19 protein-coding genes and 1 tRNA gene are annotated in these 19,282 nt (G+C 73.5%); 6 read left to right on the plus strand and 14 right to left on the minus strand.

The features are described from left to right. Positions 1–14 precede the first annotated feature (14 nt). Both IE180_RS01840 and dapE read right to left on the minus strand, forming a co-directional pair. Positions 15–764, minus strand: coding sequence for an LOG family protein (locus IE180_RS01840; protein ID WP_123455262.1), 750 nt, complete (start codon positions 762–764; stop codon positions 15–17). Positions 765–839: 75 nt separating this feature from the next. Beyond that, a complete protein-coding gene (gene dapE, locus IE180_RS01845; RefSeq protein ID WP_190154939.1) occupies positions 840–1,943 on the minus strand; it encodes a succinyl-diaminopimelate desuccinylase in 1,104 nt (367 codons plus the stop codon). 29 nt (positions 1,944–1,972) lie between these two features. On the opposite strand from dapE, the gene IE180_RS01850 reads away from it, so the two are divergent. Beyond that, entirely contained in the window at positions 1,973–2,914 is a 942-nt protein-coding gene (locus IE180_RS01850; protein ID WP_190154940.1) for a VldE C-terminal domain-containing protein, read from the plus strand. 344 nt (positions 2,915–3,258) lie between these two features. Further along, the gene (locus IE180_RS01855; protein WP_190154941.1) at positions 3,259–3,717 is read left to right on the plus strand and encodes an ATP-binding protein; all 459 of its coding nucleotides are present in this window, start codon (positions 3,259–3,261) and stop codon (positions 3,715–3,717) included. 62 nt (positions 3,718–3,779) lie between these two features. On the opposite strand, the gene dapC is transcribed toward IE180_RS01855, so the two are convergent. Then, positions 3,780–4,877, minus strand: a complete 1,098-nt coding sequence (dapC, locus tag IE180_RS01860; RefSeq protein ID WP_190154942.1) for a succinyldiaminopimelate transaminase — start codon at positions 4,875–4,877, stop codon at positions 3,780–3,782. A gap of 82 nt (positions 4,878–4,959) precedes the next feature. Continuing rightward, positions 4,960–5,280 (minus strand): ferredoxin, encoded by a 321-nt coding sequence (gene fdxA / locus IE180_RS01865; protein ID WP_015035968.1) that lies wholly within the window; start codon positions 5,278–5,280, stop codon positions 4,960–4,962. 112 nt (positions 5,281–5,392) lie between these two features. Between fdxA and IE180_RS01870 the strand changes: the two genes are divergently transcribed. Both IE180_RS01870 and IE180_RS01875 read left to right on the plus strand, forming a co-directional pair. Then, positions 5,393–6,448, plus strand: a complete 1,056-nt coding sequence (locus IE180_RS01870; protein WP_190154943.1) for a GNAT family N-acetyltransferase — start codon at positions 5,393–5,395, stop codon at positions 6,446–6,448. Beyond that, a complete protein-coding gene (locus IE180_RS01875; RefSeq protein WP_229860238.1) occupies positions 6,433–7,311 on the plus strand; it encodes a transglutaminase family protein in 879 nt (292 codons plus the stop codon). Before IE180_RS01870 ends, IE180_RS01875 begins: the two co-directional genes overlap by 16 nt. Positions 7,312–7,341: 30 nt before the next feature. Here IE180_RS01875 and IE180_RS01880 read toward each other — a convergent pair. Next, positions 7,342–7,416, minus strand: a tRNA-Leu gene (locus IE180_RS01880). Between the two features lie 104 nt (positions 7,417–7,520). On the opposite strand from IE180_RS01880, the gene IE180_RS01885 reads away from it, so the two are divergent. After that, complete coding sequence (locus IE180_RS01885) at positions 7,521–7,883, plus strand: DUF1304 domain-containing protein (protein ID WP_190154945.1); 363 nt, start codon at positions 7,521–7,523, stop codon at positions 7,881–7,883. Between the two features lie 58 nt (positions 7,884–7,941). Here the strand turns inward: IE180_RS01885 and IE180_RS01890 are convergent, their stop codons facing one another. From IE180_RS01890 to IE180_RS01905, 4 genes are all read right to left on the minus strand, one after another. After that, on the minus strand, positions 7,942–10,110 hold the full coding sequence (locus IE180_RS01890; protein ID WP_190154946.1) for a peptidoglycan binding domain-containing protein: 2,169 nt from the start codon (positions 10,108–10,110) through the stop codon (positions 7,942–7,944). Between the two features lie 176 nt (positions 10,111–10,286). Beyond that, entirely contained in the window at positions 10,287–10,670 is a 384-nt protein-coding gene (locus tag IE180_RS01895) for a DUF6113 family protein (protein WP_373302639.1), read from the minus strand. Next, positions 10,667–11,557, minus strand: coding sequence for an N-acetyl-1-D-myo-inositol-2-amino-2-deoxy-alpha-D-glucopyranoside deacetylase (gene mshB / locus IE180_RS01900; protein ID WP_190154947.1), 891 nt, complete (start codon positions 11,555–11,557; stop codon positions 10,667–10,669). The genes IE180_RS01895 and mshB overlap by 4 nt, the downstream gene beginning before the upstream one ends. Before the next feature lie 55 nt (positions 11,558–11,612). Continuing rightward, positions 11,613–11,807, minus strand: coding sequence for a hypothetical protein (locus tag IE180_RS01905; RefSeq protein WP_015035959.1), 195 nt, complete (start codon positions 11,805–11,807; stop codon positions 11,613–11,615). Positions 11,808–11,984: 177 nt separating this feature from the next. On the opposite strand from IE180_RS01905, the gene IE180_RS01910 reads away from it, so the two are divergent. Continuing rightward, positions 11,985–14,144: a S9 family peptidase gene (locus IE180_RS01910; protein ID WP_190154948.1), complete on the plus strand. Its 2,160-nt coding sequence runs from the start codon at positions 11,985–11,987 to the stop codon at positions 14,142–14,144. 1 nt (position 14,145) lies between these two features. Here IE180_RS01910 and IE180_RS01915 read toward each other — a convergent pair whose 3' ends face one another. From IE180_RS01915 to IE180_RS01935, 5 genes are all read right to left on the minus strand, one after another. Further along, a complete protein-coding gene (locus IE180_RS01915) occupies positions 14,146–15,078 on the minus strand; it encodes a hypothetical protein (protein ID WP_229860239.1) in 933 nt (310 codons plus the stop codon). A gap of 178 nt (positions 15,079–15,256) precedes the next feature. Continuing rightward, the gene (locus IE180_RS01920) at positions 15,257–16,318 is read right to left on the minus strand and encodes an ABC transporter ATP-binding protein (protein WP_190154949.1); all 1,062 of its coding nucleotides are present in this window, start codon (positions 16,316–16,318) and stop codon (positions 15,257–15,259) included. Beyond that, a complete protein-coding gene (locus IE180_RS01925; RefSeq protein WP_190154950.1) occupies positions 16,311–17,294 on the minus strand; it encodes an ABC transporter ATP-binding protein in 984 nt (327 codons plus the stop codon). Before IE180_RS01925 ends, IE180_RS01920 begins: the two co-directional genes overlap by 8 nt. Before the next feature lie 6 nt (positions 17,295–17,300). Next, positions 17,301–18,296 (minus strand): ABC transporter permease, encoded by a 996-nt coding sequence (locus IE180_RS01930; RefSeq protein WP_190154951.1) that lies wholly within the window; start codon positions 18,294–18,296, stop codon positions 17,301–17,303. Further along, positions 18,289–19,212 carry an ABC transporter permease gene (locus IE180_RS01935; RefSeq protein ID WP_190154952.1) on the minus strand — a complete coding sequence of 308 codons (924 nt, stop codon included), beginning with the start codon at positions 19,210–19,212 and terminating at the stop codon, positions 18,289–18,291. Before IE180_RS01935 ends, IE180_RS01930 begins: the two co-directional genes overlap by 8 nt. Positions 19,213–19,282: the final 70 nt, after the last annotated feature.

Raw genomic sequence — 19,282 nt, forward strand, 5'->3', positions numbered from 1 at the left:
CGTGGGCGCGGAGGTCAGCGCCCCACTTCCTTCGTCACCAGGGTCACCGCCTCCTCCACGTCGTCCGTGACGTGGAAGAGGAGGAGGTCGTGCTCCGACGCCTTGCCACCGGCGACGACCGAGTCGCGCAGCCAGTCGACGAGGCCCTTCCAGTACTCCGTGCCGAAGAGCACGATCGGGAAGCGGGTGACCTTCCGGGTCTGGACCAGGGTCAGCGCCTCGAAGAGCTCGTCGAGGGTGCCGAGGCCGCCGGGCAGGACGACGAATCCCTGCGCGTATTTGACGAACATCGTCTTTCTGACGAAGAAGTAGCGGAAGTTCACGCCGATGTCGACGTGCGGGTTGAGCCCCTGCTCGAAGGGGAGCTCGATGCCGAGGCCCACCGAGACGCCCCTGGCCTCCCTGGCCCCCTTGTTGGCCGCCTCCATGGCGCCCGGCCCGCCGCCGGTGATGACGGCGAAACCGGCCTCGACGAGCGCCCGGCCGATCCGCACGCCCGCCTCGTACTCCGGCGAGTCCGGCCGCGTACGGGCCGAGCCGAAGACGCTGATCGCGCTCGGCAGTTCGGCGAGGGCGCCGAAGCCCTCGACGAACTCGGACTGGATGCGCATGACCCGCCAGGGGTCGGTGTGCACCCACTCCGAGTCGCCCTCGGTGTCGAGCAGCCGCTGGTCCGTGGTGCCCGGCTGGACCTGGTCCCTGCGCCTGAGCACCGGTCCGAGCCGCTGCTCCTCCGGCTTCGTCTCCCCCTCGGGGACACCCATGGCCTGCTCCCTCCGTCGAACCGACGATCTTCTGCTGGGGTCAGCGTAGGACCAGAGAGGTGACGAAATGCGAAATTACGGGAGACGGGCGGTGAGCCAGTCGCGGAGCCGGGCCTCGCAGTGGTGGATCCTGTCGACGTGGATGTGCTCGTCGCGCTTGTGCGCGTACAGCGCGTCACCGGGGCCGTAGTTGACGGCGGGCACGCCGAGGGCGCTGAAGCGGGCGACGTCGGTCCAGCCGAACTTGGGCTGGGCGCTGCCGCCGACGGCCTTCATGAAGGCCTCGGCCGCGGGGTGGGAGAGGCCGGGCAGGGCACCGGGGCTCTCGTCGTCGACGACGAACTCGGCGATGTCGCAGCCGTCGAAGAACTCGCGGACGTAGGCCAGGGCCTCGGCCGGGGAGCGGTCGGGGGCGTACCGGTAGTTGACGGTGACGGCGCAGGCGTCGGGGATGACGTTGGTGGCGACGCCGCCCTCGATCCGGACGGCGTTGAGGCCCTCGTGGTACTGGAGGCCGTCGATGACCGGCTTGCGCGGCTCGTAGGCGGCGAGGCGGGCGAGGATCGGCGCGGCGGTGTGGATGGCGTTGGATCCCATCCACGCGCGCGCGGAGTGGGCGCGCTCGCCGGCGGTGCGCAGGATGACGCGCAGCGTGCCCTGGCAGCCGCCCTCGACCTGGCCGTCGGAGGGCTCCAGGAGGACGGCGAAGTCGCCTTCCAGCCAGTCGGGGTGCGCGGCGGCGACCTTGCCGAGGCCGTTGAGGTCGGCGGCGACCTCCTCGTTGTCGTAGAAGACGAAGGTGAGGTCGCGGTTGGGCTCGGGGACGGTGGCGGCGACGCGCAGCTGGACCGCGACCCCGGACTTCATGTCGGAGGTGCCGCAGCCCCACAGGACGCCGTCCTCGTCGAGTCGCGAGGGCACGTTGTCGGCGATCGGCACGGTGTCGATGTGGCCGGCGAGGACGACGCGCTCGTCGCGGCCGAGGTCCGTCCGGGCGACGACGTTGTTGCCGTACCGGTCGACGGTGAGGTGCGGCAGGAGGCGCAGGGCTCCCTCGATCGCGTCGGCGAGCGGCTTCTCGGTCCCGCTGACGGAGGGGAAGTCGACGAGGGCGGCGGTGAGCGCCGCCCCGTCCAGGGAGAGGTCGAGGGGGGCGCCGGGCGGGGTGATGTCAGCCATGTGCCGACCCTAACGCGGCCTCCAGTACGGTGGGCCCCGTGTCCGAGCCCACCCGCCCCCGTCGTCGCGGCCGCCGCGCCCGTTACGCGGCCGCCTTCGCCGTGCTCCTCGGCCTCTCCGCGTACGTGGCCGTCCACCAGATGACGGGGAGCACGGGGGCACCCCGGTGCAGTGTGGGCGACGGGGACAACCGCTACGAGTTCACTCCGGAGCAGGCGTCCAACGCGGCGGTGATCGCGGCGGTGGGCACCACCCGGGGACTGCCGGAGCGGGCCGTGACGATCGCGCTCGCGACCTCGCTGCAGGAGTCCGCGCTGCGGAACATCGAGCACGGCGACCGGGACTCGCTGGGGCTCTTCCAGCAGCGGCCCTCGCAGGGCTGGGGGACGGCGGCGCAGATCATGGACCCGGTGTACTCGTCGGGGAAGTTCTACGAGGGCCTGGAGAAGGTGCCGGGGTACTCGCGGCTGCCCCTGACGGTGGCGGCGCAGAGGGTGCAGCGGAGCGGTTTCCCGCAGGCGTACGCGAAGCACGAGCCGGACGCCGCGCTGCTGTCGGCGGCGCTCACGGGCCGGTCGCCGGCGGCGCTGATCTGTACGGCGAGCGTGGCGGAGGGCCGGCCGGGCGATCCGGAGCAGGTGCGCCGGGAGCTGGTGCGGTCGTTCGGCGAGAAGGCGGTGCCGACGGCGGTGACGGGCGGCCCGAGCGCGGGCCGCCCGTCCTCGGAGCCGCCGGTGCTCGTGGTGCCGGTCCGGGGGGCGACGGGCGTGGGGAGCGCGCCGGGGGCCGGTTCGGACGAGCGGCGCGGCTGGGAGCTGGCGCAGTGGGCGGTGGCGAGGGCGGACGCGCTGCGCATCACGGAGGTCTCGTTCGGCGACCGCGTCTGGCGGGCGGGCGAGGCGGCCGGCGGCTGGTCGAAGTCCTCACCGCCCGGAACCGATGCGTCGGTCCGCTTGCGCCTGGCCCGGTAGCCCCGCGCGGTTCGCGGCGGGAGTGGCCCGCGGTCGGCCCCGCCGTACCCGGCTCGTGCCGTGCCGTGCACCCGTGCGAGGGGTCACCCGGGCGTGGCATGGGACGGGGGCCGGACGGAAGGGGTGCGCGGGGGTTTCCCAGGCGTCACCCCTTCCCCTTCTTCCCCTTGGCACACAAGGGAAGTGACGGTTCGGCAGGGGTCCCCGCAATGACACGTTCGTCCGTTTCCTTCCCCACCCGACAATACGACGCATTGCCAACTCTTTGCCTTCGGCCGCCGCAACCTCCCCCGCCCCAGGGCCGGTTGTCACCGCGTAATCGTCCTCTTCGTCGAAGGAGCACCATGTCCCTCTCCCTGACCCGCCGGATCGCCCGCGCCGCCCTCATCGTCGCGGCCGGAGCAGCCCCCGTGGTCGGTGCGGCCGGCTCCGCGAGCGCTCTGGACAACAGCCTCGCGCCGGCCGGCGCCCTCGGCGGCGTGACCGCCCTGGACGCAGCCGGGGCGGGCAACGCCGTCGACGGCGCCTCGCAGACCGCGACGGGCGTGGTCGGCGAGACCGGCAGCAAGGCCGTCGGCACGGCCGTCCCGGCCGCGGGCAAGACCCTCGGCACGGCCGGCAAGACCGCCACCCCCGCCGCCCAGGACGTCGTCGGCAAGACGGCCGGCAGCACGGGCGAGGTCGTCGGCCAGACCGCCGGCGCCGCCGCCGAGAGCGCCGAGGGCCCCACCGGCGGCGCCCTGGGCGGTGGCCTCGGCGGCCTGCCGACCGGCCAGGCCCTCGGCGGCCTGCCGATCGGCTGACCCGCGCCGGAACGCACGGAGGGCCCGGGGAGCACCTGCTCCCCGGGCCCTCCGCCGTCCGCTCAGCCCAGGCGCTTGACCGCGGCCTCGACCCTCTCGTCCGTCGCCGTGAACGCCACCCGCACGAACCGCTCCCCGGCCTCGCCGTAGAAGTCGCCGGGCGCCACCAGGACGCCCTTCTCCGCCAGGTACGCCACCGTCTCCCAGCACGGCTCGTCCCGGGTCGCCCACAGGTACAGGCTCGCCTCGCTGTGCTCGATCCGGAAGCCGTGCGCCTCCAGGGCGCCCTTGAGGGCCGCGCGGCGGGCCGCGTACCGCTCCCGCTGCTCGGCCACGTGCGCGTCGTCGCCGAGCGCCGCGACCGTCGCCGCCTGCACCGGGGCGGCGGTCATCATGCCGCCGTGCTTGCGGATCTGGAGCAGCTCGCCCAGGACGGCCGCGTCGCCCGCGATGAACGCGGCCCGGTAGCCCGCCAGGTTGGAGCGCTTGGACAGCGAGTGGACCGCGACGATCCCCTCGTACGAACCGCCGCAGACGTCCGGGTGCAGGACCGAGACCGGGTCGGCCTCCCAGCCCAGCTCCAGGTAGCACTCGTCGGAGAAGACGAGGATCCCGTGCTCGCGCGCCCAGGCCACGATCCGGGTCAGCTCGTCCTCGGCGAGGACCTTGCCGGTCGGGTTGGACGGGGAGTTGAGCCAGAGGAGCTTCACCGCGGCCGGGTCGAGGTCGGCGACCGGGTCGTCGTAGACGACGGGCGTCGCGCCGCAGAGCCGCGCCCCCACCTCGTACGTCGGGTACGCCAGCCGCGGGTAGGCGACCACGTCGCCCGCGCCGAGCCCCAGCTGCGTCGGCAGCCAGGCCACCAGCTCCTTGGAGCCGACCACCGGCAGCACGTTCTCGTGGGCGAGGTCCACCGCGCCCAGGCGCCGCTCGCACCAGCCGGTGAGCGCGTCCCGCAGTTCCTTCGTGCCCCACACCGTGGGATAGCCCGGCGAGTCGGCGGCCGCGACCAGGGCCTCCTGGATCAGCGCGGGGACCGGGTCCACGGGCGTGCCGACGGACAGGTCCACGATTCCGTCCGGGTGGGTCAGGGCCGTCTTCTTGTACGGCTCCAGCTTGTCCCAGGGGAAGACGGGAAGGCGCGAAGAGACTGCGCTCACGGGTTGGCTCACTTCCTCGTGCGTACGGAAAACGCTTCGGTCCCGCACGGCGGCGGAGCCGTACGGGACCGAGGGCGAACGATCAGCCGTTCTGCGGCGGCAGGGCGGCGATGAAGGGGTGGTCGCGCTCGATCTCGCCGAGCTTGGAGGCACCACCGGGCGAACCGAGCTCGTCGAAGAACTCGACGTTCGCCTTGTAGTAGTCCTTCCACTCCTCCGGGGTGTCGTCCTCGTAGAAGATCGCCTCGACCGGGCAGACCGGCTCACAGGCCCCGCAGTCGACGCATTCGTCCGGGTGGATGTACAAGGACCGCTTGCCCTCGTAGATGCAGTCGACGGGGCACTCCTCGATGCACGCCTTGTCCTTGACGTCGACACAAGGCTGCGCGATGACGTAGGTCACGCTGTCGTTCCTCCTCGATAGGGCTGGTCTGCGCGGGAGCGCGGCGTCGTCGATGCCCGCACCTAGTATCTCCGTTCTTGGGGGCGATCCGAACAGGAGGGGCGGAGAAGCTGTGGAAATCACCGGCGCCGGGCGTCTTGAGGTGCGAGTTACCAGCGCTGACGTGGGAAAACGTGTCTCCGTTCGGTACGTGACGGACTCGGCGGAACCGGGCGGTAAGTTCACCGACGCGGTCGGTGTTCTCACATCGTGGGAAGCCGGTGTGCTGCTGATCACACGAAAGAGCGGCGAGAGCGTCCGCATCCCGGAATCCTCGCTGGTCGCGGGGAAGGTCGTCCCGGCCGCCCCGGCCCGCCGCCGCGGCCCCTCCGCCACCTTCGCGGAACTCGCCCGCGCCACCGCGCGCGCGTGGCAGCCCGTCGAGAGCGAGGCCCTCGGCGAGTGGACCCTCCGCGCGGCGTTCCACGAGGTGCCGCCCGAGGGGCGCCCCGGAGGGGCGGTGGCCGGGCGACGGGTGGGCTTCACCCGCCGCGCCAACTCCGTCCTGGCGCTCGGCGATCCGGGACTTCCGGTCGCCGAGGCCCTGACGCACGCGCGCGCGTGGTACGCGGCCCGGGGACTGCCCGCGTACGTCCAGGCCGCCACCGGCGCCGAGGGCACCCAGGAACTGCTGTGCGCCGCCCTCGACCGGCACGGCTGGCGGCGCGAGGTCTCCGCCGAGGTGCGGATCGGGGCGCTGGCCCCGATCGGCGACCTGGACGCCGACGTCTCCGCCGTACGCCTCTCCCGGACGGTCGACGAGGCCTGGCTGCGCCGCTACCGGCGCTCCGAGGAGGCGAGCCCGGCCGTCCGGTCCGTCCTCGCGTCCGGTCCGAGCGTGTGGTTCGCGTCCGTCGCGGGCACGGGAGAGGTGCCGGCGGCGATCGGACGCTGCGTGGTCGACGGCCGCTGGGCCGGCTTCATGGCCGTCGAGGTCGACCCCGACCGGCGCCGCCTCGGCCTGGCGACGTCGGTCATGACGGCGCTCGCCCGGCAGGCGCTCGACGAGGGCGCGTCGGCGGCCTGGCTCCAGGTGGAGGCGGACAACGACGCCGCGCGGGCGCTGTACGACGGGATGGGCTTCGCGCCCCACCACCACTACCACCACTACCGATGGGTCGAGGCGTGACGGAGGACGTACCGCCGGAAGGGGCCGCCTCCGGCGAGCCGGACCGGGACGACTGGCGGCGGGAATTCGCCGAGGAGGCCCGCGCCGAGCGGCCCGACCTCGCCCGGCTCTGCCTGCTGATCGGCGCGGTGGCCGATCCCTCCGTGACGCGGCGCGTCCTCGACGAGGCCGAGATCGAACTCGACCGGCTCGCCGGGCTCGTCCCGTACGCGACCCGGCTCACCGGCGACTGGGCCGCCGAACTCGCCGCGCTCCTCGGCCGCCACGAGGGCTTCGAGGGCGTGCCGGCCGACTACCAGCGCCTGGAGTCCTCGCTGCTGCACGAGGTGCTCCGGCGCCGCAGGGGCCTGCCCATCCTGCTCTCCGTCGTCTGGATGGAGGTCGCCCGCCGGGCCGGTGCCCCGGTGTACGGGCTCGGGCTGCCCGGCCACTTCGTCGTCGGCTTCGGCGACCCGGCCGACCTGCGCCTCGCCGATCCGTTCGCGGGCGGGCGGGCGATGACGGGCGCGGACGCCGAACTCCTGGTGGCGAGCGCGACGGGCGAGGCCCTCGACCGCTCGATGCTGCGCCCCGCCGAGCCCGGCGCGATCGTCCTGAGGATCCTCAACAACATCCGCGCCTGGGCGGCCCCCCGCCCCGAGCGCTCCGACGTGGCCCTGTGGGCCGTGGAACTCGCCCTGCTGCTCCCCTCCCACCCGGCGAGGCTCCGCTACGAGCGGGCCGAGCTGCTCGTCCAGCGCGGGGAGTTCCTCACGGGGGCGGCGGAGATGGAGGCGTACGCGCAGATCATGGACGCGGTGGACCCGGAGTCGGCGACGACGATCCGCAGACGGGCCCGGGCGGCACGGGCGCTGCTCAACTGAGACGCGCTCCCCGGACCGGAGGAAGAAGGGGGCGGGGCGACCGGATTCGAACCGGCGTCCTCCGAGATGCTGTCGCGGCGCACTACCTCTGTGCTACGGCCCCGCCCTTGCGGGGGATCGTACGGGCGGACGCGTCGGACGGGCGACTCCTTTTCGACGTCCCCGGCACGTGGGCGCGGGTTCCGGCCGTCCGGCGGCAGAATGCGGGCATGCCGCTGACCGCAGACGTCCTCGTCGCCCTCGTCGCCCTGCTGCACGCCTACATCCTGGTGATGGAGATGTTCCTGTGGCAGAAGACGACCGGCCGCCGCTTCTCCGGGTTCGATGCCGGGATGGCGCGCGCCACCGCGCCCATGGCCGCCAACCAGGGGCTCTACAACGGCTTCCTCGCCGCCGGTCTCGTCTGGGGCCTCGTCGCCGACGACCCGACCGGTTTCAGCGCCCGGGTCTTCTTCCTGTCCTGTGTGGTCGTCGCCGGGATCTACGGGGCCGCCACCGCCAACCGCCGCATCCTCTTCGCCCAGGCCCTGCCCGGCGCGCTGGCGCTCTCCGCCGTCCTCGTGGCCCGCTGACGTACGCGCGAGCCCCCGTCCCGGGCGGGACGGGGGCTCGGAGCGGGAGCGGGGCCGGTCAGCCCTCGCCGCTGAGGTCGATCGTCTTCGTGCGTTCCGCGAGGGTCTTGCCCCTCAGCGCGTCGCGCATCACGAAGGCCACGTCGTCGGCGGAGACCTGGTGCTTGCTGCCGTCGCCCTTGGTGATCATGACGCCGTCGAAGGCCCCGTCGAGGAGCCGCTCGATCGCCTTCTTGTCGTAGACCTCGACCAGCCGGCCGTCGACGGCCTTCATCGAGAGGATCTGCGGCAGCGACCGCGCAGGGCCGAAGTCGATGTGCCTGCCGCCCGCCTGGATCCTGATCAGGCCGGACATGGCGGGCGTCGCGAACTCCTTCATCGCCCGGTCCAGCTCGGCCTTGGTGATGGTGGGACGGCGGCTGGTGACCGGCAGCTCGACCAGCTTGTTCCGGCCGGTCTCGACCTGGGCGCGGAAGGCGTCCTGGACGGAGATCATCGAGCGCTGGACGTCCAGGCCCTGGCCGGGCTTGCCCTCGACCGGGGTCACCTTGTTCGGGGAGAAGAGGATCGTGCCCTCGGTCGCCGACGCGGAGGTGCCGGCCAGGTCCGTCAGGGCGACCGCGAGCTTCTCCTTGTCGACGGGGAACACCGGCTGCGCGACCCGCTCCCCGCCGAAGAGGGAACCGATCACCGAGACCGGGTTGTAGTCGCTGCCCGCCGCCGCGCGGACGGTCTCCTGGCTGTCGAGCGCCAGGCCCGCCTTGTCCGGGGCCAGCTGGACCCTCTTGCCGCCGACGCCGAGCTGGAGCGGGGTGGTGGCCCGCTTGCCGAACACCGCGTCCAGCTTGTCGACGGCCTCCTCCTTCGTGCCGCCGCCGATGTCCACGCCGAGCACCGTGGTGCCCTTGGGGACGTCGGAGTGGTTGAGGAGCAGCCCCGCGCCGTAGGCGACGCCGGCGACGCCCAGGACGCCGACGGCGGCGAGGACCAGCTTGGAGCGGCCCTTCTTCGCCGGGGCGCGGCCGGCCGCCGGTGCCTGGCGCGGCGCCGGCGCGGGGGCCGGGGTCGCGTGCTCCTCGATGCGCGGGGTGAGATTCGGGCGGGCCGCCGTCGGCGGGACCACGGGGATGCCGCTGGTGAGCGTGTCCCCGGAGATGTGGGCGCCGCCGTCGCCCGGCGCGCCCGGCCCGGACCCGGGCACCGGGGCGGGCTGCTGGGGCGTCAGGATCGCGGTGTCGTCGGACATGCGGGGCGCGCCGCCGCCGGCGAACGGGGATCCCGCGTCCTGGCCGCCGCCGAAGGGGCGGGGGCCGGCGGGGGCGCCGCCGAGGGAGGCGGTGCCGGTGACCGGTCCCGTGGTGGGACCGGTGGGCGCCGCCGGGGCGCCGGGAGCGCCCTGACCGGCCGGGTGGCCCGGGCCTCGGTGGCCGGGCGCGCCGGCGGCCGGGGCGCCGCCGTACATCGGGGTGCCCTCGGCCGGGGTCCCGTCGTACATCGGGGTGCCCTCGGCCGGGGTCCCGTCGTACATCGGGGTGCCCGCGGCCGGGGTTCCCTCGTACAGGGGCGTGCCCCCGGCCGGGGTCCCGTCGTACATCGGGGTGCCGCCCGCCGGGGTGCCGCTCTCGTACAGCGGGTTGCCCGGGGTGGGGGCGGTGACCGGGCGGCTCGACGGGGTGGTGCCGACCGTCGGGACGCCGGAGGTCGCCGAGCCCGCGAAGCCCGTGCCCGGGGCGTCCGGTCCGGCCTGCGCCGGGGCGGGCTTGGCCACCGGCGCGGGCGCGGGGGCGGGAGCCGGGCCGGGGGCCGCCGCCTTGCGGGGGGCGAACCAGTCGCTCGTCTCCTTCGCCTTCGGCGCCTGCGGGGCCTCCTCGGCGGCCCGCGGGGGCTCCGGGGCGGGGGCCGCCGGGGCGGGCTCCGGTTCCGGCTGCGCGACGGGCTCGGGCTCCGGGGCGGACGTCTCGTTGACCGTCTTGCGGACCACGACCGGCGGGATCGGACGCGAACCCGGGATGTTGATCCGGATCCGGGTCGTCAGCGTCGTCTCGGTCTTGGGCTCCTCCGGAGGTGCGGGCGCGACGGCGGTCTCCTCCGGCGCGTCCTGCGTGGGGTGGAGCGACGGATACTGGCGGGATCCGTACGGCGGGGTACCCGAGGGGTACGCGGCTCCCCCGCGCCCCTGGGCGCCGGAGGACGAACTGTCAGTCTCTCGACCAGTTTCACGACTCAAAGCAGGATCTCCCGGTTGGCTCCACCGCCCGCTCTTGCTGATGCTCGTGTTGACCCGGGCGGTTCGGCGGCGCGCACCACCATACTGAACGCCGCCGACTCGTACCCGACCCCTGGGGCGGGGACGACGGGCAATCCGGCCGAAGTCAGGGCGTCCCCGGCATCAAGTCGGCCTGCTCACGGGGCCGGTCGCGGCAGCCGGGGCAGAGTGGCGCACATCACAGCGAGTGCCATGCCTCCGAAGAGGAAGATCAGCTCACCGGCGCCTCCGCCGAACACTCCGTCGCCCTCGGGGCGTCCGAGGCTGAGCAGGATGACGGCGACGAGCCAGCCGGCGGCGGCGGAGACGACGCCGACCTGGGTGCCGGTGGCGCGGAGCCCCCCGTAGAAGAGGCCGGCGACGGCGAGGAGCACGAGGAGCAAGCCGCCGGGGAACCAGGCGGCTTGGACGAGGGATCCGGCGGCGCCGACGAGGGCGCCGAGGACGAGCAGGACGCCGTACGAGACGTACCGGACGCCCGGCGGGGGCAGCGGGGAGGACGCCGGGGTGGTGGTGCTCACGTGGCCACCCCCGCGAAGAGGTCCGTCTCGCGCTCGCCCTCGGGGGCGCCCGACGTGCCCCGGGCCAGTTCGTAGTACTCGGTGGTGAAGATCGGCTGGGCCAGGTCGTTGGAGAGGGCGAAGAAGGGGCCGTCGACGGCGACTTGGGTGGCGTGGGCGGCCATCGCGGCGCTCTTGCGGGCGGCGTGCGCGGGGTCGGCGACGATCTCCGCGGTGATCCGGTCCTCGTCGACGACGCCGGGGACGTCGTCGACGGCGGCGACGGCCGGGAAGACGGAGCCCTCGGCGCGGAGCCGGGCGAATCCGGCCTCGGCGACGGGGCGGGGGACGCGGTTCCAGTAGATCTTGGCGATCGCGTGGGCCGGTCCGAGGTCGGGGCGGTAGTCCGGGTCGGCGGCGAGTTCGGCGGCGCGGGTGGCGACCCGGTGGGCCTGGATGTGATCGGGGTGGCCGTAGCCGCCGTCGGGGTCGTAGGTGACGAGGACCTGCGGGCGGGTCTCGCGGATCACCTCGACGAGGTGGGGCGCGGCGGTGTCGACGTCGGTGTTCCAGAAGGCGTTGGCGCGCCCGTTCTGCTCGGCGCCCATCATTCCGGAGTCGCGGAAGCGGCCGGGACCGCCGAGGAAGCGGTGGTCGGTGACGCCCAGCTCGGTCATCGCGGCGGCGAGTTCGCCCACGCGGTGCGGACCGAGCCGGTCCTCCCGGTCGGGGGCCAGGTGGGCGAGGTCGGGCGGGATGACCTCGCCCTCCTCGCCGAGCGTGCAGGTGACGAGGGTGACGAGGGCGCCCTCGGCCGCGTACCTGGCCATGGTGGCGCCGTTGTTGATCGACTCGTCGTCCGGGTGCGCGTGCACGAGCAGCAGACGGCGGGCGGGGAGATCGGACATGCCCCCACCCTACGAGCACGGTCCCCGCCCGACGAGCATCAGGCCGGGGACGGGATCAGAACTTGAGGCCGCCGATCATGCCCGCCACGTTGGTGGTGAGGGTGCTGATGGACGGGGCGATGGAGGAGCTCGCCAGGTAGAAGCCCAGGAGCGCGCAGACCGCCGCATGTCCAGCCTTCAGCCCGGATTTCCGGATCAGCAGGAAGACGACGATCGCCAGCAGCACCACCACGGAGATCGAGAGTGCCACGGCGGTTCACCTCCACCTTCGGTCGGATGTTCGAGCGGTTCGGTCGATCAGCATGTGCCGGAGGGCCTGCCGGTCCGATGCATACCCACCTAGCGCTACGGATCATAACTATCCGTGCGGCCGCATCGATCGGCGGACGGAGGCACGAGGGGGGCGCACGGCGCTAGTTTCAGCCGCATGACCTTGTTTTCGCAGCAGCCGGCCACACCCTCGGCCGGGCTCTCCTTCCCCCGTCAGCACGCCCGGACCCAGCGGTTCACCCTGGGGGTCCCGCGCGGTTTCTCGGTCTCCCCGGACGGGGAACGCGTGGTGTTCGTCAGGTCCGGTTCGGGGACGGACCGTTCGCACCTGCTGTGGGTGCTGGACCTGCCCCGGGACGGCGAGCCCGGGGAGCGGGTGGCCGCCGATCCGGTGGCGCTGCTGGCGGGCGCGGAGGAGGAGTTGTCCCCGCAGGAGCGGGCGCGCCGGGAGCGGAGCCGGGAGGGCTCGGCGGGGATCGTGGCGTACGCGGTGGACGCGGCCGTGGAGTTGGCGGCGTTCGCGCTCTCGGGGCGGCTGTTCGCGGCGGAGCTGCGGGCGGGGACGGCGCGGGAGATCCCGGTGCCGGGTCCGGTGATCGATCCCCGCCCCTCGCCGGACGGGCGGTTCGTGGCGTACGTGGCGGAGGGCGCCCTGCGGGTGGTGGAGGCGGGCGGTGCGGGCGACCGGGCGCTGGCCGTCCCCGAGGGCGATCACGTGTCCTACGGATTGGCCGAATTCATCGCCTCGGAGGAGATGGGGCGGGAGCGCGGCCACTGGTGGTCGCCCGCCTCGGACCGGCTGCTCGTGGCGCGGGCGGACGACCGGGCGGTGCGGCGCTGGTGGATCGCGGACCCGGCGCACCCGGAACGGGAGCCGCAGCGGGTGGGGTATCCGGCGGCGGGGACGGCCAACGCGGAGGTGCGGCTGTTCGTGATCGGCCTCGACGGCTCCCGGGTGGAGGTGGCGTGGGACCGGGAGCGGTATCCGTACCTGGCGCGGGTGCACTGGTCGGCGGCCGGGGCGCCGCTGCTGCTCGTGCAGACGCGGGACCAGCGGGAGCAGCTGTTCCTGACGGTGGACCCGGAGTCGGGGAGGACGGCGACCGTACGGGCGGAGGCGGATCCGGCGTGGCTGGAACTGCACCACGGGGTGCCGGCGTGGGGCCCGGGCGGAGGGCTCGTCCGGGTCACCGACGAGGGCGGGGCGCGGGTCCTGGCCGTCGGGGAGGAGGCGTGGACGGACGCGGGGCTGCACGTCCGGGCGGTGCTCGACGTGGGGGCGGACGACGTCCTCGTGTCGGCCTCGGCGGGTGAGGCGGCGGCGCGGCCGGAGACCGGCGAGATCCATGTCTACCGGGTGACCGGGCGGGGCGCGGAGCGGCTGTCAGGGGGTGCCGGTGTGCACGGCGCGGTGCGCTCGGGGCCGGTGACCGTCCTGGTGTCGGCGCGGCCGGAGGAGCCGGGGAGCACGGCCCGGGTGCTGCGGGACGGCGAACCGGTCGCGGTGGTGGCCTCGCACGCCCAGCGGCCGGTGATCTCCGCCCGGGTGCGGCTGACGGAGGCGGGGGCCCGGCGGATCCCGTGCGCGGTGCTGCTGCCCTCCGGGTACGGGGAGGGGGACGGGCCGCTGCCGGTCCTGATGGATCCGTACGGCGGTCCGCACGGGCAGCGGGTGCTCGCGGCGCACAACCCGCACCTGACCTCGCAGTGGTTCGCCGACCAGGGCTTCGCGGTGGTCGTGGCGGACGGGCGGGGCATGCCGGGCCGCTCCCCCGCCTGGGAGAAGTCGGTCGCGCGGGACTTCGGGGTGACGCTCGACGACCAGGTGGAGGCGCTGCGGGCGCTGGCCGGGAGCCTCCCGCTCGATCTGGACCGGGTGGCGATCCGCGGCTGGTCGTACGGGGGCTATCTGGCGGCCCGGGCGGTGCTCCAGCGGCCCGACGTCTTCCACGCGGCCGTGGTCGGGGCACCGGTGACGGACTGGCGGCTGTACGACACGCACTACACGGAGCGGTACCTCGGCACCCCGCAGGACGATCCGGAGGCGTACGCGGCGCAGTCGCTGCTGTCCGACGACGGGCTGACGGCGCCTGAGGAGCCGGCCCGGCCGATGATGGTCGTGCACGGCCTCGCCGACGACAACGTGGTGGTGGGGCACGCGCTGCGGCTGTCGTCGGCGCTGCTCGCGGCGGGCCGGCCGCACGAGGTGCTGCCGCTGTCCGGGGTGACGCACATGACGCCGCAGGAGCAGGTGGCGGAGAACCTGCTCCTGCTCCAGGTGGACTTCCTGAAGCGGTCGCTCGGCATCGGGCCCTGAGTCACCAGCCGGGCGGTGTGGGGCGGGGCGGGGCCGGGGGCCGCGCCCCGGCCGCCGGGTGCGGTCCGGGCGGCGCGGCGGGGGCGTCGCGCCCGGCCAGGAGGACGAGCACCGTGAGGCCGGCGAGGAGCTCGAAGGCGGAGGCGAGGACGCCCGCCGCGTCCGGGACGGTGAGGTCCCCGAGGCGGAGGAGGGTCTCGTACCGGACGGCGCGGGCGACCCCGCCGAGGCCGGCCGCCGTCAGGAGCGCGGCGGCGAGGAGCCCGAAGGCCCGGGCGTGGCGGGCCCGTGAGAGGCAGGAGCCGGCGGCCGTGCCGTACAGTCCGGCGGCGATCGCCGCCAGCCAGCCGGGCGGGGGCGCGAGGGCGGGGGCGACGACGGAGCGGCCGCCGGTGAACCGGTCGACGGTGACTTCGAGGGGCAGTTCGCCGGCCCGGTACAGCTCCCCGAGGACGAGGAGGAGCGCGGCGGCGGCGAGGAGGATCCCGGCGGTGACGGCGGGGCCGGTCCGGGGCCGGGCGGGCGGCTCGTGCGGGGCGTCCGCCGGGCGGCCGACGGCGGCGGTGAGGACGAGCCCGGCGCCGAGGGCCAGTTCGAGGAGGGCGGTGACGAGGGCGCCGTTCCCGGCCGCCCAGAGCCCGGGGAGGCGCAGGGCGAGGGTGGCCGTCCCGGCGGCGGCGAGGGCGGGGGCCGCGTGCCGGGAGCGGAGGGCGGCGACGGCGGTGGCGGCGTAGACGGCGAGGAGCACGGGGTCGAGCGGGGAGGTGGCGGTCCGTCCCCGGGTCGGGAAGCGGTGGTCCCCGGCCCAGTACCGGGCGAGGTCGGCGGGCGAGCCGAGCACGGCGAGGTCCTGGAGGATCCACACGGCGGCGGTGAGGGCGAGCGCGGCGCAGAGCGCGGCGCCGGTGAGACGTGCCGGTCGTGTCACAGTCACGGTTCCGATGCTCACCGTCGCGACCGGCCGGGACAAGCGGTTCCGTGTGAACAGTGGACGGCGGCCGGCCGGGGCGGCATGGCGCGCTCCGGCCGGCTCACGGCACCCGCACGGGCCGTACGCCGACGATCCTGCCGTGTCCGTATATCGGATCCGTTTCCGTGAAGTTGCCTGCCGGTCAAGACGCCCGGGGTCCCCCGGGCTCCTGGGGCTCCTCCGGCGGGACGACCTGCTTCTCCTCGGCGAAGTGGCAGGCGGAGTCGTGTTTCGCGGGGCTGTCCGTGAGGCGGAAGACGGCCGGGACGGCGAGGAGCGGGACCTCCAGGGCGCAGCGCTCCTGGGCCTTCCAGCAGCGGGTGCGGAAGCGGCAGCCGGAGGGGATGTCGGCCGGGGAGGGGACGTCGCCGGTGAGGATGATCCGTTCGCGGTGGGCGCGCGCCTCGGGGTCGGGGACGGGCACGGCCGAGAGCAGCGCCTGGGTGTACGGGTGCGTCGGGTGCTCGTAGATCTGGGCGTCGGTGCCGATCTCGACGATCCGGCCGAGGTACATGACGCCGACGCGGTCGGAGATGTGCCGGACGATCGACAGGTCGTGGGCGATGAAGACGTACGACAGGGAGAACTCGGTCTGCAGGTTGTCGAGGAGGTTGACGACCTGGGCCTGGACGGAGACGTCGAGCGCGGAGACCGGCTCGTCCGCGACGATGATCTCGGGCTGGAGGGCGAGGCCGCGGGCGATGCCGATGCGCTGGCGCTGGCCGCCGGAGAACTGGTGCGGGTACCGGTTGATGTACTCGGGGTTGAGGCCGACGACGTCCAGGAGGTCCTGGACCTTGCGGCGCCGGTCGCCCTTGGGGGCGACCTCGGGGTGGATCTCGTACGGCTCGCCGATGATGTCGCCGACGGTCATGCGCGGGTTGAGCGAGGTGTAAGGGTCCTGGAAGACCATCTGGATGTTGCGGCGGACGGCCTTCAGGGCGCGCGGGGAGAGCTTGGTGATGTCCTCGCCCTTGTAGCGGATGGTCCCGGAGGTCGGCTTCTCCAGGTTGACCAGCATCTTCGCGACGGTGGACTTGCCGCAGCCGGATTCGCCGACGATGCCGAGGGTCTCGCCGGCGGCGAGGTCGAAGTCGACCCCGTCGACGGCCTTGACGGCGCCGATCTGCTTCTTGAAGAGGATGCCCTGCGTCAGCGGGTAGTGCTTGTGGAGGTCCCGGACTTCGAGAATCGCCTCAGCCATGGAGGCACTCCTTCCAGAAGTGGCAGGCGCTGGCGCGCGGCACCGGGGACTCGGTCACGTCGTACAGCGGGGGCACGTCCGTGCGGCACCGGTCCCGGGCCAGCGGACAGCGCGGGTTGAAGGAGCAGCCGGGCGGGATGGCGAGGAGGTTGGGCGGGAGGCCCTTGATGGCGTAGAGCTCCTGGCCCTTCTGGTCGAGGCGCGGGATGGAGTCGAGCAGGCCCCGGGTGTAGGGGTGGGCGGGGGCCTTGTAGATCTCGTGCACGGGCGCCTGTTCGACGATCTTCCCCGCGTACATGACGGCGATCTTGTCGGCGACGTCGGCGACGACGCCGAGGTCGTGGGTGATGAGGATGAGGCCCATGTTGAGCTCGCGCTGGAGCTCGGCGAGGAGCTCCATGACCTGGGCCTGGACGGTGACGTCGAGGGCGGTGGTGGGCTCGTCGGCGATGATCAGTTCGGGTTCGAGGGCGAGCGCCATCGCGATCATGATGCGCTGGCGCATGCCGCCGGAGAACTGGTGGGGGTACTGGCCGACGCGTTCCTTGGCGGCGGGGATGCGGACCCGGTCCATCAGCTCGACGGCCTTGGCCCGGGAGTCCTTGCGCGACATCCCCCGGTGGACCCGGAACATCTCGCCGAGCTGGTCGCCGACGCTGATGACGGGGTTGAGGGAGGACAGCGCGTCCTGGAAGATCATCGCCATCTTGGCGCCGCGGACCTTGCGCCGCTCCTCCTCCTTGAGCTTCAGCAGGTCCTGGCCCTGGAAGAGGATCTCGCCGCCGCTGATCCTCCCCGGCGGGATGTCGAGGATGCCCATGACGGCCTGGGCGGTGACGGACTTGCCGGAGCCGGACTCGCCGAGGACGGCGAGGGTCTCCCCCGCGTCGACGGAGTAGTCGACGCCGTTCACCGCCTTCGCCACCCCCTCCCGGGTGTGGAACTCCACGTGCAGGTCGCGCACTTCGAGCAGCATGGGTCCCTACCTCAGCTTCGGGTCGAGGGCGTCGCGCACCGCGTCGCCGAGCATGATGAACGCGAGCACGGTGACGGCGAGCGCGCCGGCGGGCCAGAGCAGCATGTGGGGCGCGTTGCGGATGTACTGCGACGCCGAGGAGATGTCGATGCCCCAGGAGACGGTCGGCGGCTTCAGTCCGACGCCGAGGTACGACAGGGTCGCCTCCAGCGCGATGTACGTGCCGAGGGCGATGGTGGCGACGACGATCACCGGGGCGACGGCGTTCGGCGTGATGTGCCGGAGCATCATCCGGGAGTTGGAGGCGCCCAGCGCCCGGGCGGCCTGGACGTAGTCGTTCTGTTTGGCGGTGATGACGGAGCCCCGCGCGATGCGGGAGATCTGCGGCCAGCCGAGCAGCACCATGAAGCCGATGACGGGCCAGACGGTGGAGCTGGTCACGACCGAGAGGAGCACCAGGCCGCCGAGGACGACGGGGATGGCGAAGAAGACGTCGGTGATGCGGGAGAGGATGCCGTCCCAGGTGCCGCCGTAGAAGCCGGCGAGTCCGCCGAGGACGCCGCCGAGGATCGCGACGCCGAGGGTGGCGCAGACGCCGACGGTGACGGAGGTGCGGGCGCCGTAGACGACCCTGGTGTACACGTCGCAGCCCTGGCCGTTGAAGCCGAAGGGGTGGCCGGGCTGGGAGCCTTCCTGGGCCTTGGCCAGGTCGCAGTCGAGCGGGTCTCCGGAGGCGATCAGCGAGGGCCAGATGGAGATGACGACCAGGAAGAGGATGACGAGGGCGGAGATGATGAAGACGGGGTTGCGGCGCAGGTCGTGCCAGGCGTCGGACCAGAGGGAGCGGGGCTTCTTGCCGGCGCCCGTCCCCTCGGGCCCCCCGGGCGTCTTCTCCAGGGTCTCCGCCTCCGCCGTGCCGAGGTCGGACGCGCCTCCGGCGCCGGTGGAAGCGATGGCACGCCCTTCGTCGTAGGACTCAAGGGGCTCGAGCGGCTCAGGCATAGCGGATCCTCGGGTCAAGGACGGCGTACAGGAGGTCGACCAGGAGGTTGGCCAGCAGGAACACCAGGACGAGGATGGTCACGAAGCCGACGACCGTCTGGGTGTTCTGGCGGACGATGCCCTGGTAGAGCTGGAAGCCGACGCCGTGGATGTTGAAGATCCGTTCCGTGACGATGGCGCCGCCCATGAGTGCGCCGACGTCGGCGCCGATGAAGGTCACCACGGGGATGAGGCTGTTGCGCAGCAGGTGGCGGGTGACGACCCGGCGGCGCGGCAGGCCCTTGGCGACGGCCGTGCGGACGTAGTCGGCGCGCTTGTTCTCGGCGATGGAGGTGCGGGTGAGCCGCGTGACGTACGCGAGCGAGACGGAGGCGAGGACGAGGCCGGGGACGATCAGCTCGCTGAAGGGGGCGTCGGGCGAGACCGCCGGTTTGATCCAGCCCCATTCGACGCCGAGCAGCAGCTGGAGCAGCAGGCCGGTGACGAAGGTCGGGACGGAGAGGACGACCAGGGTCAGCAGCAGCACCGAGGTGTCGACGGGGTGGCCGCGCTTGAGGCCGGTGACGACGCCGAGGGTGATGCCGATGACGATCTCGAAGAGGATGGCGACGATGGTCAGCCGGATGGTGACGGGGAAGGCGTTGGCCATCAGTTCGGTGACGGGCTGGCCGTTGAACGCGGTGCCGAAGTCCCCGGTGAAGACGTTGCCCATGTAGGTCAGGTATTGCTGCCAGACCGGCTTGTCGAGGCCGAACTCCTTCTCCAGCTGGGCGGCGGTGGCCGGGTCGCAGGCGCGGTCGCCGCACAGGCCGGCGATGGGGTCGCCCATCACGTTCACCATCAGGAAGATCAGCAGCGTGGCGCCGAAGAAGACCGGGATCATCTGCAGCAGCCGCCGGATCACGTATCGACCCACGGAGGCCTCCAGGAAGGGTGGGTTGCGGGACGGCGTACGGCCCGGTGCGGAGGTCCGCGGCCCGGGCCGT

The organism is Streptomyces litmocidini, from assembly GCF_014649755.1.
Classification (GTDB): Bacteria; Actinomycetota; Actinomycetes; order Streptomycetales; family Streptomycetaceae; genus Streptomyces; species Streptomyces litmocidini.

What these genes read in the sequence shown, in the direction of transcription:
- IE180_RS01840 (WP_123455262.1), bottom strand. Translation starts at nt 764, where the DNA reads ATGGGTGTCCCCGAGGGGGAGACGAAGCCGGAGGAGCAGCGGCTCGGA.
- mshB (WP_190154947.1), bottom strand. Translation starts at nt 11,557, where the DNA reads ATGTCCGATCTCCCCGCCCGCCGTCTGCTGCTCGTGCACGCGCACCCG.
- IE180_RS01925 (WP_190154950.1), bottom strand. Translation starts at nt 17,294, where the DNA reads ATGCTGCTCGAAGTGCGCGACCTGCACGTGGAGTTCCACACCCGGGAG.
- IE180_RS01885 (WP_190154945.1), top strand. Translation starts at nt 7,521, where the DNA reads ATGCCGCTGACCGCAGACGTCCTCGTCGCCCTCGTCGCCCTGCTGCAC.
- IE180_RS01920 (WP_190154949.1), bottom strand. Translation starts at nt 16,318, where the DNA reads ATGGCTGAGGCGATTCTCGAAGTCCGGGACCTCCACAAGCACTACCCG.
- IE180_RS01930 (WP_190154951.1), bottom strand. Translation starts at nt 18,296, where the DNA reads ATGCCTGAGCCGCTCGAGCCCCTTGAGTCCTACGACGAAGGGCGTGCC.
- IE180_RS01910 (WP_190154948.1), top strand. Translation starts at nt 11,985, where the DNA reads ATGACCTTGTTTTCGCAGCAGCCGGCCACACCCTCGGCCGGGCTCTCC.
- IE180_RS01875 (WP_229860238.1), top strand. Translation starts at nt 6,433, where the DNA reads ATGGGTCGAGGCGTGACGGAGGACGTACCGCCGGAAGGGGCCGCCTCC.
- IE180_RS01855 (WP_190154941.1), top strand. Translation starts at nt 3,259, where the DNA reads ATGTCCCTCTCCCTGACCCGCCGGATCGCCCGCGCCGCCCTCATCGTC.
- dapE (WP_190154939.1), bottom strand. Translation starts at nt 1,943, where the DNA reads ATGGCTGACATCACCCCGCCCGGCGCCCCCCTCGACCTCTCCCTGGAC.